This is a genomic window from Actinomadura sp. 3N407, from assembly GCF_052245875.1.
Taxonomy (GTDB): domain Bacteria; phylum Actinomycetota; class Actinomycetes; order Streptosporangiales; family Streptosporangiaceae; genus Spirillospora.
On record NZ_JBQQBP010000009.1, the window covers coordinates 299,916 to 314,617 of the forward strand.

The following is a 14,702-nucleotide window of genomic DNA, read 5'->3' on the forward strand; positions in this document are numbered from 1 at the left end:
GCGCACCGGCCGGGGGCCGAACTACTTTCGTGGCAGCCCCAGACTGAGTGCGGGAACGTCGATTTGGCCAGGAACTTGCTTTAGCTTGCTCGTACTGTCCGTATTGCGTTCGAGATCAGCTCACGCGCGGCCGGCCCGTAGACCGCCGATCCCGCCAGCACCTCGAACTCCTGGACGTACACCGCGATCTCCCGCGGCTGCGTGATCGTCAGCTCGGCCGCCGCCGTGTCGACAAGGACGAGTCGGTCATCGAACACCCAGAACCCGTGATGGGGTGCGCGCCGGTGCCGGGCCCGCGTCGGGATGATGCCGAGGCTCAACCTCGGCAGGATCGACAGGGTGAGGAGCCGTTCAAGCTGCTCGATCATGATCCCGTCCTCGGCGAGGCCGACGGTCAGCGCAACCTCGCACATCACCATGTGGAAGCGGCGGTCACGGTCCCCGCGGCGTAGTACGTCCTGCCGGTCCATGCGGGCCTGAACGGCTGTGTCGACGTCGCCGCCGGTGCCGTGGAAGGCGACGTTGTCGCGGAACCGCTGCGCGGCGTACTCGCGTGTCTGGAGCAGGCCGGGAATGACGAACGGCTCGAACACCCGGAACAGCGTCGTCTCGGCCTCCTGCGCGGCGATGGTCTGCTGTCGCCGCCCCGCGCCGGCCCGCCACTCGCGCCGCCACTCCATGTACGCGCTGGAGATGTTGCGGACGGTCGCGATCAGGTCCGGGACGTGGCCCTCCGCGCCGACCAGTCGGCACCACGTCCGGACGTCGTCCTCACTGGGCGTCTGCTTGCCGTGCTCGATCTTCGAGACCTTGCTCTCGTGCCAGCTCGCCAGTTCGGCGAGGCGGCGCTGCGCGAGGCGGGAGTCCTTCCGCAGCTCGCGCAGCCGCAGGCCGAGCGCCTCGCGTGCCTGCTGGTGAGACGTGGACATGGGACGCGGTCAGATGCTTCGCAGGAACTCGTCTCGGCTGGCCGATGCCTTCCATGCGGTATCCCGCCACCGCCGGTGTTCCTCGACGGTGGCCGTGTCGTCGAGCAGTTCGGCGCCGAGGAGCTGGTCCTCGTCATCGAAGTGCAGGACGGCGACCCGGTCGTCGTCGAGCAGCCAGGCGTCATGCGGCGGCCGGACCGGCAGGTCGAGGGCGGCGGCCTGGTCGCGGGCGAGGTACCGGATCTCCTCGTCGGCCCGTAGGTTGCCCTGCGCGGACCACAGGGCGTATCGGGAGTAGTCCCCGAGCGGCACTGACACGACGCGGACCCGGGAGAACGGGCACCCCGCTGCGGCTGCTGCGCGCGTCATCTGTCCCCACGGGTGCGCGGCGAGGAGATAGTCCTCGTCCGGTTCTCCGGCCAGGAACCGCCGGATGCGCTGCTGCTCGGCGGGGACGTTGTAGCGGTCGCGGGTCTCCAGCCGGAACGCCGAACGGCGGACGGTGTGGAACATCGCGCCGAACTGGTCGCCGGTCAGCAGGTCGGCCACGGTCACCCCTCCGCGTGATGGACGTTGTAGTGCTCGATCAGGTGCCGGACGAGCGCTGGTTCGATCTCGACGATCGTCTCGTCGTCGGCGAGGTCGCGGACATCGCCGATGGCTGCCGGGTCGGTGACGACCTTCCCCTGAACCACGTAGGTGCCGTGGTCGGTGGCGTACATCGCCGGGCAGCCTCCCTGGTCGGAGTCCGTCCCGAGGAACCGTAGCCGCATGGCCTTCCCTCCACCTAGGCGCTTGCTGGGACTTGCTCATTACAACCCTGTGCCGATGGCAGTTGGCGGTCAATGCCCAAACCAGTCGGTTTTCCCTGTCCCTGAAACCGGTTCCGCCCCCGGTATCGGGGGCGACCTGCGATGTTTCGGTTCCGGGGGCGCCGCCTCACCCCCCGTCCCTTCACCTGTGCCACGCGATGTCCACCACCGCAACATGATCGTCGATGACGGCTCGACCGCGTTCCCCAACTGAGAGCTCGCCCTCTGGGGTGGCCTCAACCCCTAGTCGGTGGTTCTGCTTCACCAAGCGGATCTGGTCGGCCGTGCGGACACTCTGGTCAAGCGGCGGCAGGCGGCCAGAAGACGGATAGGCCGTCGCTGGTGGCGGTGACCCGTCTTGATGGGACGTCTGTGGCGTGGCGCGGGTGCGCTTGGGGCGGTCCAAGCGCCGTCCGGGCTGCGAGTGGACGGGCCGGGGCGGCGCCCGAGCGGGAGGTCGGCGGCGGCGCGGAGTTGCCGGGCGAGGTCGGCGGAGGACTTGGCCTCGACCAGACGGTTCGGCAGGAGCGCCCAGAAAGATCCGCTCCATTTGCCGTGCCAGATGCACAGCCTTGGGAAGGATCGGCGTAGCTGGTCCAGGGCCTGGTCGATGTCGAGGTCCAGCTCCAGTGGGGTAATTGGACTTGGGGCCGATGGTGATGTGGGCGTGGAGTGCCTGGCGGGCGGTCGGGCGTGCCAGGGCTCAGGTGGGTGGGGCATCGTGATGGCTCTCTGGTGACGGGTTACCAGGTGGAGGGGAACATGCGGTGCTTTAGAAGCGCGTCGACCTGGTCGGCGGCCTGCTTGCTGTCGCCGCAGGGGGAGAGGTAGCGGCCCCTCCCGCGTCCGGCCTCGTAGTAGGCCCAGCCGCCTCCAGGTGTGGCGTGGACGCTCACCGCGACGCGGACGTGGTCGTCAGGGCTGAATGCGAACACCCAGAGCAGTGGTGGACGAGTGGGAAACTCGTCGGCCTGGTAGAGCTTCACGTAGCGATAGCTCCTGGCCTGGACGGCGACGGCGAGCAGGTCGAGGTTCCGGATCGCCGTGCTGCGCCCCAGGCGGGTGCGCCATCGCAGCAGGTGGAGCCCCGCCTGGACGTTCAGTGGGCGCATCGTGCCCAAACGACCTTTCCTTCCTCGTTGAGCGGCCGGACGCCCCAGTCGTGGACGAGTTGCGCCATCAGCAGCAGTCCGCGCCCGCTCTCGGCGTCGTCGTCCTCGCTCTGGACGATGGGGAGGGTGCTGCTCTCGTCCCAGACTTCGATGACGGTGAGCGGTTCGCGCGCGTCCGGGAAGATGCGGACGATGATGTGTCCGACCCCGACGTGCTTGGAGCTGTTGGTAACCAGTTCGGTAACCAGGAGCCGGCCGATGAAGTCGTCGGCGTGCCCGAGCTCGCGGAAACGGTCGGTGAGGTAGCGGCGCGCTTTCGCGGGCGCCTCGTCGGACGGATCGAGGACGAGCGGTGGCGCCTCAGGCGCGAGCATGACCGCTGGCATCGGTGAACCCCTCCAGCCTGGACGGAGGCTGATCGCGAACCGGGCCAACCCGCCAAACCGGAAGAACCCGCTGCTATCACCCTGTGTTATCGGACGACCACCATGAAGTCACAGGACGGCGTAGGATTCCGGGGCAGCAGTCGAGGAGTATCAAAAGACTCACAAATGGTGCCGCACGGAGTACCGCGGACCGGAGGTGTCGTGTCGATGCAGAGGATCAAGCCTGAGTTCCAGAGCTTCGGCGCCGAGGTTCGGCGTCTCCGCAAGGCCGCAGGACTCAACCAGCAGCGACTCGCTGACCTAGTGAACGTGACGCGCAGCTACATCACGCAGATCGAGGCCGGCCGGACGCGTTGCCGCCGGGAGACGGCTCTGCGGCTCGACCGGGCACTCAAGTCCGGCACGACTCTCGTCGAAGCGTGGGATGAGCTACTAGAATCGATCAAGTCCGACAAGTACCCCGAATTCTTCGCCAACTTCCCGAAGGCAGAGCAGTCGGCCAGCATGCTCCGCTCCTACGAGGACAGGGTGGTATATGGACTGTTCCAGAACGAGAGCTATGCTCGCGTCCTTCTGAACGACGATGATGCCGTCAAGAACAGGATGAGACGGCAGGAGATTCTGGACCGGGCACCCGCTCCTAGTGTCACCGCGGTTATGGACGAGACGGTTCTCTACCGGGAGGTCGGCGGCAAGACAGTCATGATAGAGCAGCTCGAACGCCTTCTTGAGCTGTCTGAAATGGGCAATATTAATCTACAGGTGGCGCCAGTCCGCTACATTCGAAACGTCTGGGCAACATTCACCATCGCAACACTGCCGGATCAGCGTCAAGTGGTGTACACGGCCAAGGCGTACGGCGGTGAGACATCAAGTAGTCCGCCGCACGTGGCATTGGCCAACGAAGCCATGGCCACACTGCAGGCCGAAGCGCTGAACGTTAGAGACACGCGAGCGTTGATAAGAAGGGTGATTGAAGAAAGATGGAGCTGAGCAAGGCAGACTGGCGGAAATCGTCCCGCAGTAATGAGTCAGGAGATAACTGCGTCGAAATCGCCGAGCTTTTTAAGGCGGTGGCCATACGTGACAGCAAGGACCCTAATGGCGCTAAGCTGATCATCGACCACAGTGATTTTCAAAACTTCGCCAGCGTCCTCAAGAGCCTCTGAGTTCTCCTCCCACGCTGGTGCTGAGCAGGGTCAACACGAATCCGAGCACGGAAGGGTGGCGTAAGTCAGCTCGCAATAGTGAACAAAGTGATGCCTGCGTCGAGTTGGCGGCTACTCAGAGGACCATTGCTATCCGTGATAGCAATGGTCGCGACGGCCCCAAGCTCCTCATCGGTCGCGAGGAATTTCGGCACTTCGCCAGCGTTCTCAAGAGCTTGTAACCTTTTGGGACCCGTGTTTACGACGAGCTGGGTCTTAGCTAGATTTCGCACGTGGCGTCGTGGCGTACGGCAGCCGCAGTGGTGGACAAGGAGCAGGATGGTTTCAAGGTCTACGTGAGTCGCGGCGACTTCCGGCGCTTTGCAGAGGTGCTCACCGCGTGTTTGAGAAGGGCACGCCTACGCGTCCGGGTAGTCGTTGATACCTTCGGAGACCGGTTGCCAGGCACCGTGGTCCTCGCGTGCGCTCAACCGGTCCGCCTTACGGGCGGCGCGCACCAGTTGTTCGGTTGTGCGAGGGACGGCGGCCAGGAAAACCGCGCCGACGTGGTGACAGAACATCCGACCGTAGTCGAGCGGTCGCAGCGGCTCGCCCGCGAGCGCGGCCAGATCCTCCGTGCTCCAGTTCAGCGGCCCGGCCACCGCCTGCAGTTGCGAGAGCCGGTGCCATTTCCCGCCCAGCATGCCCCTGATAGTGCTCACCGACAGACCGACGAACGGGAACTCCCGCACCCCGAAGCCGCGGTTACGCATAAGACCGTGCAGAACGGCCGGGAACTGGTCCGGGTCCGTCGGATCGTGAGCCGGCCGAGGCTCGGGTGCCGCGCCCTCATTCGGCATCGCGAGCAGGAACTCGCGCAGGGCTGCCAGTTGAGGGTGGTTGCAGTACGTCACGCGGTAGGCGAACGCGCGCATGACGTCCTTGTCGCGGTCCGGCGGCAGCAGGCGGCCCGGCACCGGATGGCCCGCGACCACGAGCACGTCAGCCACGGGCAGGCCGAGCTCGGCGGCGATCGCCTCCAGCCGCCGGGTGTCGTAGTCCCGGCCGTTGTCCAGCAGATCACGCAGAACCTCGGTCCGCGTCATGTCGGTCATCGTACGGCACCCCACAGCGGATGAACTTCCAGTACACCGTCTGCCACGGCGTATGTGGAATCTGAGCCGGGGTGTCAAGCTGTGGGGCTGTTCTCCAGCCATCCGGGGAGGGGTTCGCGGGAGTCAAGCCACGCTGATGGGATGCCGTCGATCCCGGTGTTGGCGGCGATGATGCCGCCGACGATCGCGGCAGTGGTGTCCATGTCGCCGCCGGCCGCGACACAGGCCCGAACGCCGACCGGGTAGTCGTCTAGGTGACGGGTGGCTGTCCAGAGCGCGAATGGCACGGTGTCTTGGGCGGTGATGCGTGATCCGTTGCCCAGGGCCTGTGCCGCTTGTTCGGGTGTCGCCTCCTTGAGGCTGCGGGCGCGTTGCAGGCCTCGTCGGACGTAGGTTCCGGAGACGTGATCGAGTGCTGCCTCGATCAGGTTCTCGGCGGTGTCGGTGGCGGCGAGGGAGGCGGCGACGGCGACAGCGACCGCGCCCGCGATCCCTTCAGCATGGGCGTGGGTGATCTCGGCTTGGAGGGTGGCCTCCGCGGCGGCGCGCGCTGGGTCGCCGATGTAGAAGGCGCCCAGGGGAGTGACACGCATGGCGGCGCCGTTGCCGAAGGAGCCATTGCCGCCGAAGGACTCGACCGAGGCGGCCCGCCACGGGTGTCCGTCACGGATGCGTTCGAGGAGTTCCAGGGCCCCGGCGCCGTAGCGGCGGCCGGTGTCCATGCGTGCGGCGAAGGAGGCGGCAAGAACGTCCTGGTCGATGCGTCCGTGTCGGCGCAGGCAAGCGACGACTGAGCAGGCCATCTCGGTGTCGTCGCTCCACTCCCACGGCGGTGAAGGGAGGTCCGCGGCGGTGAGATGCCGGTTGGCATGCAGGAAGAACTGGTCACCGAACGCGTCACCGACCGACAAGCCCGCCAGGGAGGCGTGCATGAGCGCGGCTGCGCGTTCAGGAGTTGGCGCGAGGCCGCGATGGTCGTCGTTCATGGCAAGGGTCCCGGCTGGCGTGGGGCGCGGTGGATGCCGCGTTCGCGGCAGCCTATACGGAATCAAGATCTTCAGATTCGCTCCGTCCCGGCTGTCTTCACCGAGGGGATCGGTTGGAGGGTTGCACTGGGTGGCGCTCCGATCTGGCGGGGTGTCAGGCCTGCTGGGGTGGGGACGTCCAGCAGGCAGACCGCGTCCCGGGCGAGGACCTCGGCGGAGTCGCCGGTGATCTGCATTCCCTTGTGCTGCCAACGGATGCACCCGACGCGCAGGCGGGGTCCGCTGACGGATCAACGCACCGCCGGTGCCCTTTGCTGGGCATATGGCGGGGTGCGTCGGCGGTGACTACTCTGGCCCCCGTCCCCCGCCCGTCTCTCCCCCCGACGGATGATCGATGCGCCGTGCCCTGCCCCTCGCCGTCTCGCTTTCGGGGTTGCTGCTCCTTACCGGCTGCGGTGGCGGTGGTGGGGCGGAGACGGTCGATCCGCCGACGGCGGCGGCCGGCGGGGCCGCCCGGCCCGCGAATGCCGGGGGTGCGTTCGCCAAGGAGGGCTGGTTCGGTGGGGCGGACGGGCTGCACGCCCGTGTCGAGATCAAGGGTGTCGAGCGGCAGGGCACCAAGTCGGTTCTGCGCTACAGCGTGACGTCTCTGGACTCGTCCACGAAGTCAGTCACGTTCGCCATCACTCTGCTCGACCCGGTCGGGCGCCTGCTCTACACGCCCACCGGGTCCACGAGCGGAGACGGCTTCGCGCCCGGCGCCACCCGCGAGATGGCCGCCGAGTACCCGGCCGTCGCGCAGGACGTCGAGAAGGTCACCGTGATCACGCCGGGGACGGCCGGGGAGTTCACCGGCGTTCCCGTGACCGGCGCCGGCGACGCGTCCGCCGCGTCCGCGGCCCGGCGGCGCGGCAACCCCGCCGACCTGTACGACATCACCGAGGGCGAGATCAAGGACGTCGCGTCCAGCGGCTCGCGGGTGACGGTCAACCTGCACACCGACGTGCTGTTCGCCACCGGCTCCGCCGAACTGTCCGGACGGGCCAAGACCGTCCTGGACGAGGCCGCGGAGGAGATCAAGGCGAAGGCCATGCGCCCGCTGACGTTCGAGGGGCACACCGATAGCAAAGGCGGCGACGACGACAACCTGAAGCTGTCCAAGGAACGCGCCGAGGCCGTGCTGAAGGAGATGAAGGCCCGGCTGGGGGACGGCTTCACCTACACGGCGAGCGGGAAGGGCGAGGCGGAGCCGGTCGCCAAGGAGGGCGGTGCCGACGACGCCAAGGCACGTGCCCGCAACCGCCGCGTCGAAATCTCCTACCAGGTGAAGCAGTCGTCGCCGGGCTCAGCGAGCCCGTCCGTGAGCCCGGGCCGTGGCACCGTTGCCGAGCCCGCCGGATTCCGCCAGGGCGACGGCGAAAAGGTCGCCAGCCGCTACGGCCGCTTCGGTGAGGCGAAACGGCGCCTGGACGTCAAACCGTTCTACCGGGACGGCGCCTACATCGTCGCCGTGTTCGACATCGTGAACGAAGGGCCCGGCACGACCCCGCCCGACGCCTCCTACGGGCACAAGGACTACCCGGGAGGCGTGTTCACCTCGTTCTCCATCCAGGTCCCGGGGGACAAGACCGTCTACCGCGCCGTCCGGATCGGCCCCGGGACGCCGGGTTCCGCCGGCGCCTACGTCGACCCGGGACGCGCCGTTTTCCGGACAGGGGTGAACCAGCCGGTCCGCGGCTTCGTCTATGTACCAGCGCCACCGGGCGACATCACGTCCGTCGTCTTTGACGGTGGCCCTTTCGGAAAGGTCGGCAAGGTCCCAGTCTCGTAGTGCAGGAGATCCACCACATGCGTGCCGCTCCCAGCATTCTCCTCGCCCTCTTCTGCCTCCTGTTCGGGTCGCTCCTCACGTTCACGGTCGACGCCGAGACCAACTCCGACGCGTGGATGCTGCATATCTTCGGCGTGATCCTCATCGCCGGGGGCGCGCTGGGCCTGCTCGCCGGCCTGATCACGTCCTGGAACGCCCGCCGGGCCGGTGACGGGGACGACCCCGTCCCGGGCGGGGACGGCCTGTCCCGGTGACCTGCCGCCCGTTCGACGTGTGACCGGCGATCCGAACGGATAGTTAAAGAGCACGGCTACGGATCGTCTGGCGGAGGTCATCGCATGGGTGTCGGCGTCAGTGTTTTCACGATCACGCTCGGACTGATCCTCAAGTTCGCGATCAGCCCGGACGCGATGACGGACCCGGTGGACATTCACGTCATCGGCGTGATTCTGATCATCGTCGGCGGCGTGTCGTTCGCGCTCCAGCTGCTGATGATGTCGCGTACCGGTGCACAGCCGCGCGGCCCGCGGTTCCAGCAGAGGCGGGACGAGCGGACCTACGACGGAGAGAACAACCCGCCCGCCCCCTGAACGTCCAGGAAGGACACGTGAGGCCGATGCCGTCTGCACGGCACCGGCCCCACGAGACCGTCGCTCTTTGAGCTACGTCCAGGCGAGCATGCGGATCGGGTCCTCCAGCATGTCGCCGACGTCACGGAGCACCCGCGACCCCAGTTCGCCGTCCACGATCCGGTGGTCGAACGACAGCGATAGCGTGGTGACCTTCCTGATCGCCAGCTCGCCCTCGTGCACCCACGGCATGTCCCGGATCTGGCCGAACGCGAGGATCGCGGCCTCACCGGGCGTGAGGATCGGGGTCCCGGTGTCCACCCCGAACACGCCCACGTTCGTGATCGTGATCGTTCCGTCGGACAGGTCGGCCGGGGACGCCTTGCCCGCCCGCGCCTTCTCCGTCAGGGCGTTGATCGCGCGGGCCAGGCCGGGCAGGTCGAGGTCCTGCGCCTCCTTCACCTTCGGGACGATCAGGCCCCGGTCGGTGGCCGCCGCGATCCCGAGGTTCACGTACCGCTTGACGACGATCTCCGCGCCGGACGGCCCGTCCACCCACGTGGAGTTCACCTCGGGGTTCCGCGCCACGGCCGTGAGCAGCGCCCGCGCCACCAGCAGCAGCGGCGACACCTTCACGTCGGCGAACTCGGGCAGTTCGCGGAGCCGCTTGACGGTGTCCATCGTCTGTGTCACGTCCACCTGCAGGAACTCGGTGACGTGGGGTGCGGTGAACGCCGAACCGGACATCGCGGCGGCCGTCGCCTTGCGGACGCCCTTGACCGGCATCCGCTCCTCCCGCGGCCCCGCCTGGGCGGGCACCTGCGGCGCCTGCGTCGCGGACTGGGCGGCGAGGACGTCGTCGCGCGTGATCGACCCCTGCGGGCCCGACCCGGTGACGGTGGCGAGGTCGACGCCGAGGTCCTTGGCCATCTTCCGGACGGGCGGCTTGGCCAGCGGCAGTCCGTTGTCCACAGGCTGTGGACCAGGGGGCGGGGCCTGCCGCGGCGCGGGGGCGGCGGGCGGCGCGGGGGCGGGCGGCGCCGGGGGCGGCGTCCCGTTGGTCTCCTTGCGCGGACGGCGCTTGGTCGTGCCCTCCTTGACCCCGTACCCGACGAGGACGGGCTGGCGCTTCGGAGGCTCCTCCGGGGACACCATGCCCGGCTCCTCGACGCGCGGCACGCCCTCCTCCTTGATCGCCGCCGCCTGCGCGGGGGGCTCGGACACCGGCGTGGCCACACCGCCCTCACCGTCGGCGTCCACGGAGATGATCGGCTTGCCGACGTCGACGGTCTCGCCCTCGGTGACCAGCAGTTCGGTCACCACGCCCTCGAACGGGCAGGGCAGCTCCACGATCGCCTTCGCGGTCTCGATCTCGACGATGGTCTGGTTGATCTCGACCGTGTCACCGGGCTGGACGTGCCACTTGACGATCTCGGCCTCGGTCAGGCCCTCGCCCACGTCCGGCAGCTTGAAGATCTTCGGCTGGCTCACCGCGTCACCACGCAAAGGTCCGGTCGACCGCGTCCAGGATGCGATCGAGGTCGGGCAGGTAGTGGTCCTCGATGCGGGACGGCGGGTACGGCGTGGAGAACCCGCCGACCCGCAGCACCGGCGACTCCAGCCGGTAGAAGCACTTCTCGGTGATCCGCGCGGCCAGTTCGGCGCCGAACCCGTTGAACACCGGCGCCTCGTGGACGACGACGCAGCGTCCCGTCCGGTCGACCGACTCCACGACGGTGTCGATGTCGAGCGGGTTGAGCGACCGCAGGTCGATGACCTCCAGCGTCCGTCCCTCCTCGGCGGCCGCGGCGGCCGCCTCCAGGCACGTCTTCACCGACGGCCCGTAGGCCAGCACGGTCACATGCTCGCCCGGCTGGACGACCTGCGCCCGGTGCAGCGGCGTCCAGTCCGTCGACTCGGTGTCGACCTCGGCCTTCTCCCAGTACCGCCGCTTCGGCTCGAAGAAGATCACCGGGTCGGGGGACGCGATGGACTGCTGGATCATCGAGTACGCGTCCACGGGGTTCGAGCAGGCCACCACGCGCAGGCCGGCCGTGTGCGTGAAGTACGCCTCGGGCGACTCCGAGTGGTGCTCCACCGCCCCGATGCCGCCGCCGCACGGGATCCTGATGACGACGGGCAGCGACAGCGTGCCGAGCGACCGCATCCGCATCTTCGCGAGCTGCGTGATGATCTGGTCGGCCGCCGGGAACACGAACCCGTCGAACTGGATCTCGCACACGGGCCGGTAGCCCCGCAGCGCCAGCCCGATCGCCGTCCCGACGATGCCCGACTCGGCGAGCGGCGTGTCGATGACCCGCTCCTCGCCGAAGTCCTTCTGCAGCCCGTCGGTGATCCGGAAGACCCCGCCGAGCTTGCCGACGTCCTCGCCCATCATGAGGACCTTCGGGTCGTCCTCCATGGCCTTGCGCAGGCCCTCGTTCATCGCTTTGCCGAGGGTCAGGGTGGTCACTTCGCCTCCTCCTCGAACGAGGCCAGGTAGGCGGCGAACTGCTCCTGCTCCTCGGTCATCATCGGATGCCGGTCCGCGTACACGTGGTCGAACATCGACAGGGGCTCCGGGTCCGGCAGGGCCAGGCACGCCTCCCGCAGTTCCCTGGCCATCTGCTTGGCCTCGTCGTCGACCTTCTCGAAGAACCCCGCGTCCGCCAGGTCGCCCCGGACCAGGTACGCCTTGACGCGCTCGATCGGGTCCTTGAGCTTCCACGCCTCTTCTTCGGCCTTGAGCCGGTAGCGCGTGGGGTCGTCCGTCGTCGTGTGGGCGCCCATCCGGTACGTGTACGCCTCGATGAGGGTCGGGCCCTGTCCCGTCCTGGCGTTCTCCAGGGCCTTCCTGGTCACGGCCAGGCAGGCGAAGACGTCGTTGCCGTCCACCCGCATGCCCGGGAACCCGTATCCCTGTGCCCTCTTGTAGAGCGGGATCCTGGACTGCCGTTCAAGCGGTTCCGAGATCGCCCACTGGTTGTTCTGGCAGAAGAACACGACGGGTGCGTTGAACACCGAGGCGAAAACGAACGACTCGTTCACGTCGCCCTGCGATGTCGCCCCGTCCCCGAAGTACGCGATCGTCGCGCCCGCCGACGACGTGCCCAGCACGCCGTCCCGCTGGATGCCCATCGCGTACCCGGTCGCGTGCAGCGTCTGGCTGCCGATCACGATGGTGTAGAGGTGGAAACCATGCTCGGCGGGATCCCACCCGCCGTGGCTGACGCCCCGGAACAGGCCGAGCAGCTTCAGCGGCTCCACCTCCCGGCACCACGCCACGCCGTGCTCCCGGTACGTCGGGAAGACCATGTCGTGCTCGGACAGCGCTCGTCCTGACCCGATCTGCGCCGCCTCCTGCCCCAGCAGCGACGCCCAGATGCCGAGCTCGCCCTGCCGGGTGAGCGCCACGGCCTCCAGGTCGATCCGGCGCACGATCACGAGATCGCGGTACAGATCGCGTACTTCCTCGGCGCTGAGGTCCAGGGGGTAGTCGGGATGCTCGACCCGCTCGCCCTCGGGGGTGAGCAGCTGGACGAGCTCTGGCCCGGCGAGGTCGGGGGTGTCGGGGGCGCCGCGCACGGAGTCGATCGTCATCGATGACACTCCTCGTTCGGGGCCGCCGCGCGGGATCGCCGCGCATCCGGCCGATGTCAACGGCCTCGGGCCCCGGTAAGGGACAAAAGCCGCTTATGCCATCGTGGCAGACATCACACCTTGCGATGCAAGTCCGCCACCGAGGTCCCTACCCCAAGCCACATCCCCTGACCCAAACGTGATACACGCCACCGCGTTCCGCGTTCCGCGACGGGGCGGCCGGAACCCGATCATTCGCGGGAGAGGGCCCGGGTGGCTCCGGCGGCGACCGTCAGCCCGAGGAGCAGGCCTGCGGCGACGATGAAGTTGGCGATCCACTGATAGATGCCTTCGGGGGCGAACACCGATTCCTGGCCGAGGGTGCCGATGGGCAGGATCAGGTCGAGCGTGTAGAAGAACGCGTTGAAATGGGGGTGGTCGTCGCTGTTCAGGATGGCGGGCTTGTGGAGGGAGAAGACGATCGTCCCGAAGGCGAGGAGGCCGATCAGCCAGCTCGCCGCACGGAACGGGCGGTAGCCGTAGCCGACCAGCCCGTCCTGCAGCCAGCCGACGATCTTGCGGGGGACGCCCTGGGTCTTGCGGCGGTCCCGGGCCTTGGCGAGCAGGACCGAACGCCCGTCGGAGTCCAGGCCGAGGGTCCGGTAGGTCTGGGCGAGGCGCTCGTAGGGCTGCGGGGCGTAGCCGTCGGTGTCGCGGTGCAGCCAGTCGAGACGCTCGCGTGCCGTGAGGGGCGGTTCGAGCGTCTCGTACTGCAGCCCGTCCAGCTGGAGGCGCTCCGGCCAGGACGCGGCGTCGTCGCGCAGCAGGTTGACGCGGGCGTAGGACAGGTCGGCGGTGCCCTTGATCGGCTCGGCGGTGCGCAGGAGGAGTTCCTCGGCCTGGATGCGCTGCACGCTGAGCGCCGTCCCCTCCTCGTTCCGCAGATGGGCGTCGCGCAGGCTGAGCTGGCCGGTGATGCGGGCGCCGGCGAAGCTGACGGTGCCCACGGCGCTGAAGCCGTCCGAGCAGTAGACGTCGGTCTCCACGCCCAGGTCGTCGGCGTTCAGGGCGGTGCGCTGAGGGGCCGACAGCCGCGCGCCCACGAAGGACAGGTAGCCGCCGACGCGGGCGCCGCGGAGCCGGATCTCGCCCTCCGCGGTGAACCCGCCGTCGCAGAACACGTTCGCGGCCACGTCCAGGCGGCTGGCGTACAGGGCGGCGCCGGTCGGGTTGTGCAGCCGCGCACCCCGGAAGATCAGCTGGCCGCCGACGCGGGCACCGGGCAGCCGGACCTCCCCGTTGGCCGCGAAGCCCTGGTCGCAGTAGACGTTCGCCTCGACGGTGAGGCGGTCGGCGAGCAGCGCGTCCCCGCCCGGGTTGGTCAGCTGCACGCCCGACATGTTGAGGATGCCGGTGATGTTCGCGCCGTCCAGCCACAGGCCCCCGGAGATGCGGCTGCCCTCCAGCCACAGATGCCCGTCGACGCGGGTACCGGACGCGATGAGGCCGGGCAGGCGGCAGCGCATCAGGTGGACGCTGTTCATGCTCGCCCAGTACAGGTGCGGCGCCTCGTCGAACGAGCACGCCGTGAGCGCCAGCGGGACGCCGACCTCCGCGTGCCCGAGGTTCAGCGAGCCGGTGATGCGGGCGCCGGCGAGCCGGACGGCGGCGACCTGCCCCGGCCGGCGCTCCACCGCGCCGACGAGGAGCGCGACGAGGACCTCGGCGCGGACCGTCCGCTCGCGACCCCAGCGGTCGGCCTGCCCGATGTCGTCGTACGCGGGGTCGCCGGACGACAGGTCGATGGATTCGCCCTTCGGGAAGGCCTCCCAAAGGCGGCGTTCCGCGGGAGTGAGGTCCTCGATGTTCATCGGCGGCTCCGGGGGTGCGGGTGGTCCGTGATGGACAATGGTGCCGTACGCTTCAGGATCGTAAGGAAAAGCGCAGACCAGTGAGGGGGGCGGTCGTGGCGCGTGTCGTCGTCGACGTCATGCTCAAGCCGGAGATCCTCGACCCGCAAGGGCAGGCGATCGCCCGAAAGCTGCCGCAGATGGGCTACGACGGGGTGGTGGCCGTCCGGCAGGGCAAACGGTTCGAGGTGGAGATCGAGGGGGAGGCCGACGAGGCCGCCCTGGAGCAGGTCGGCAAGATCGCCGAGACGCTGCTGGCCAACCCCGTAATCGAGAACTACGAGGTCCGCGTTCTCTAGCCGGGAATGGCATGGAATGCCGTTCT

The 14,702-nt window shown here is 68.5% G+C and carries 18 protein-coding genes; 7 read left to right on the plus strand and 11 right to left on the minus strand.

Going from position 1 to position 14,702, the window contains the following annotated elements:
• Positions 1–80 precede the first annotated feature (80 nt).
• The 5 genes from ACTWPP_RS24200 to ACTWPP_RS24220 form a co-directional block, all read right to left on the minus strand.
• Positions 81–929, minus strand: coding sequence for a helix-turn-helix domain-containing protein (locus ACTWPP_RS24200; RefSeq protein ID WP_443106619.1), 849 nt, complete (start codon positions 927–929; stop codon positions 81–83).
• A gap of 9 nt (positions 930–938) precedes the next feature.
• Positions 939–1,478, minus strand: coding sequence for a DUF6879 family protein (locus ACTWPP_RS24205; protein WP_443106620.1), 540 nt, complete (start codon positions 1,476–1,478; stop codon positions 939–941).
• A gap of 2 nt (positions 1,479–1,480) precedes the next feature.
• The gene (locus ACTWPP_RS24210) at positions 1,481–1,702 is read right to left on the minus strand and encodes a hypothetical protein (RefSeq protein WP_443106621.1); all 222 of its coding nucleotides are present in this window, start codon (positions 1,700–1,702) and stop codon (positions 1,481–1,483) included.
• Between the two features lie 782 nt (positions 1,703–2,484).
• Positions 2,485–2,853, minus strand: coding sequence for a hypothetical protein (locus ACTWPP_RS24215; RefSeq protein ID WP_443106622.1), 369 nt, complete (start codon positions 2,851–2,853; stop codon positions 2,485–2,487).
• Complete coding sequence (locus ACTWPP_RS24220; protein ID WP_443106623.1) at positions 2,841–3,239, minus strand: ATP-binding protein; 399 nt, start codon at positions 3,237–3,239, stop codon at positions 2,841–2,843. The genes ACTWPP_RS24215 and ACTWPP_RS24220 overlap by 13 nt, the downstream gene beginning before the upstream one ends.
• Positions 3,240–3,446: 207 nt before the next feature.
• On the opposite strand from ACTWPP_RS24220, the gene ACTWPP_RS24225 reads away from it, so the two are divergent.
• From ACTWPP_RS24225 to ACTWPP_RS24235, 3 genes are read left to right on the plus strand one after another with little or no spacing between them, the layout of a single operon-like run.
• Positions 3,447–4,232 carry a helix-turn-helix domain-containing protein gene (locus ACTWPP_RS24225; RefSeq protein ID WP_443106624.1) on the plus strand — a complete coding sequence of 262 codons (786 nt, stop codon included), beginning with the start codon at positions 3,447–3,449 and terminating at the stop codon, positions 4,230–4,232.
• On the plus strand, positions 4,223–4,408 hold the full coding sequence (locus ACTWPP_RS24230; RefSeq protein ID WP_443106625.1) for a DUF397 domain-containing protein: 186 nt from the start codon (positions 4,223–4,225) through the stop codon (positions 4,406–4,408). The genes ACTWPP_RS24225 and ACTWPP_RS24230 overlap by 10 nt, the downstream gene beginning before the upstream one ends.
• A gap of 17 nt (positions 4,409–4,425) precedes the next feature.
• Positions 4,426–4,629 carry a DUF397 domain-containing protein gene (locus ACTWPP_RS24235; RefSeq protein ID WP_443106626.1) on the plus strand — a complete coding sequence of 68 codons (204 nt, stop codon included), beginning with the start codon at positions 4,426–4,428 and terminating at the stop codon, positions 4,627–4,629.
• A 177-nt stretch (positions 4,630–4,806) separates the two neighbouring features.
• Here the strand turns inward: ACTWPP_RS24235 and ACTWPP_RS24240 are convergent, their stop codons facing one another.
• On the minus strand, positions 4,807–5,502 hold the full coding sequence (locus tag ACTWPP_RS24240) for a hypothetical protein (RefSeq protein WP_443106627.1): 696 nt from the start codon (positions 5,500–5,502) through the stop codon (positions 4,807–4,809).
• A gap of 74 nt (positions 5,503–5,576) precedes the next feature.
• Positions 5,577–6,488, minus strand: coding sequence for an ADP-ribosylglycohydrolase family protein (locus ACTWPP_RS24245; protein WP_443106628.1), 912 nt, complete (start codon positions 6,486–6,488; stop codon positions 5,577–5,579).
• Positions 6,489–6,882: 394 nt separating this feature from the next.
• Here ACTWPP_RS24245 and ACTWPP_RS24250 point away from each other — a divergent pair, with 394 nt between their 5' ends.
• The 3 genes from ACTWPP_RS24250 (at position 6,883) to ACTWPP_RS24260 (ending at position 8,909) form a co-directional block, all read left to right on the plus strand.
• Positions 6,883–8,319 carry an OmpA family protein gene (locus ACTWPP_RS24250; RefSeq protein WP_443106629.1) on the plus strand — a complete coding sequence of 479 codons (1,437 nt, stop codon included), beginning with the start codon at positions 6,883–6,885 and terminating at the stop codon, positions 8,317–8,319.
• Positions 8,320–8,336: 17 nt separating this feature from the next.
• Complete coding sequence (locus ACTWPP_RS24255; protein WP_443106630.1) at positions 8,337–8,573, plus strand: hypothetical protein; 237 nt, start codon at positions 8,337–8,339, stop codon at positions 8,571–8,573.
• Positions 8,574–8,657: 84 nt separating this feature from the next.
• Positions 8,658–8,909: a DUF6458 family protein gene (locus ACTWPP_RS24260; protein ID WP_443106631.1), complete on the plus strand. Its 252-nt coding sequence runs from the start codon at positions 8,658–8,660 to the stop codon at positions 8,907–8,909.
• Between the two features lie 72 nt (positions 8,910–8,981).
• Here the strand turns inward: ACTWPP_RS24260 and ACTWPP_RS24265 are convergent, their stop codons facing one another.
• The 4 genes from ACTWPP_RS24265 to ACTWPP_RS24280 all read right to left on the minus strand — a co-directional run bounded on the left by ACTWPP_RS24265 (position 8,982) and on the right by ACTWPP_RS24280 (position 14,338).
• Positions 8,982–10,379 (minus strand): dihydrolipoamide acetyltransferase family protein, encoded by a 1,398-nt coding sequence (locus ACTWPP_RS24265; RefSeq protein WP_443106632.1) that lies wholly within the window; start codon positions 10,377–10,379, stop codon positions 8,982–8,984.
• Between the two features lie 4 nt (positions 10,380–10,383).
• Positions 10,384–11,361, minus strand: a complete 978-nt coding sequence (locus ACTWPP_RS24270) for an alpha-ketoacid dehydrogenase subunit beta (protein ID WP_443106633.1) — start codon at positions 11,359–11,361, stop codon at positions 10,384–10,386.
• On the minus strand, positions 11,358–12,488 hold the full coding sequence (gene pdhA / locus ACTWPP_RS24275) for a pyruvate dehydrogenase (acetyl-transferring) E1 component subunit alpha (protein WP_443106634.1): 1,131 nt from the start codon (positions 12,486–12,488) through the stop codon (positions 11,358–11,360). Before pdhA ends, ACTWPP_RS24270 begins: the two co-directional genes overlap by 4 nt.
• 230 nt (positions 12,489–12,718) lie before the next feature.
• On the minus strand, positions 12,719–14,338 hold the full coding sequence (locus ACTWPP_RS24280; RefSeq protein WP_443106635.1) for a hypothetical protein: 1,620 nt from the start codon (positions 14,336–14,338) through the stop codon (positions 12,719–12,721).
• A gap of 95 nt (positions 14,339–14,433) precedes the next feature.
• Between ACTWPP_RS24280 and purS the strand changes: the two genes are divergently transcribed.
• Positions 14,434–14,676: a phosphoribosylformylglycinamidine synthase subunit PurS gene (gene purS, locus ACTWPP_RS24285; protein WP_443106636.1), complete on the plus strand. Its 243-nt coding sequence runs from the start codon at positions 14,434–14,436 to the stop codon at positions 14,674–14,676.
• Positions 14,677–14,702: the final 26 nt, after the last annotated feature.

What these genes read in the sequence shown, in the direction of transcription:
- ACTWPP_RS24200 (WP_443106619.1), bottom strand. Translation starts at nt 929, where the DNA reads ATGTCCACGTCTCACCAGCAGGCACGCGAGGCGCTCGGCCTGCGGCTG.
- ACTWPP_RS24210 (WP_443106621.1), bottom strand. Translation starts at nt 1,702, where the DNA reads ATGCGGCTACGGTTCCTCGGGACGGACTCCGACCAGGGAGGCTGCCCG.
- ACTWPP_RS24215 (WP_443106622.1), bottom strand. Translation starts at nt 2,853, where the DNA reads ATGCGCCCACTGAACGTCCAGGCGGGGCTCCACCTGCTGCGATGGCGC.
- ACTWPP_RS24220 (WP_443106623.1), bottom strand. Translation starts at nt 3,239, where the DNA reads ATGCCAGCGGTCATGCTCGCGCCTGAGGCGCCACCGCTCGTCCTCGAT.
- ACTWPP_RS24225 (WP_443106624.1), top strand. Translation starts at nt 3,447, where the DNA reads ATGCAGAGGATCAAGCCTGAGTTCCAGAGCTTCGGCGCCGAGGTTCGG.
- ACTWPP_RS24230 (WP_443106625.1), top strand. Translation starts at nt 4,223, where the DNA reads ATGGAGCTGAGCAAGGCAGACTGGCGGAAATCGTCCCGCAGTAATGAG.
- ACTWPP_RS24240 (WP_443106627.1), bottom strand. Translation starts at nt 5,502, where the DNA reads ATGACCGACATGACGCGGACCGAGGTTCTGCGTGATCTGCTGGACAAC.
- ACTWPP_RS24245 (WP_443106628.1), bottom strand. Translation starts at nt 6,488, where the DNA reads ATGAACGACGACCATCGCGGCCTCGCGCCAACTCCTGAACGCGCAGCC.
- ACTWPP_RS24250 (WP_443106629.1), top strand. Translation starts at nt 6,883, where the DNA reads ATGCGCCGTGCCCTGCCCCTCGCCGTCTCGCTTTCGGGGTTGCTGCTC.
- ACTWPP_RS24255 (WP_443106630.1), top strand. Translation starts at nt 8,337, where the DNA reads ATGCGTGCCGCTCCCAGCATTCTCCTCGCCCTCTTCTGCCTCCTGTTC.
- ACTWPP_RS24260 (WP_443106631.1), top strand. Translation starts at nt 8,658, where the DNA reads ATGGGTGTCGGCGTCAGTGTTTTCACGATCACGCTCGGACTGATCCTC.
- pdhA (WP_443106634.1), bottom strand. Translation starts at nt 12,488, where the DNA reads ATGACGATCGACTCCGTGCGCGGCGCCCCCGACACCCCCGACCTCGCC.
- ACTWPP_RS24280 (WP_443106635.1), bottom strand. Translation starts at nt 14,338, where the DNA reads ATGAACATCGAGGACCTCACTCCCGCGGAACGCCGCCTTTGGGAGGCC.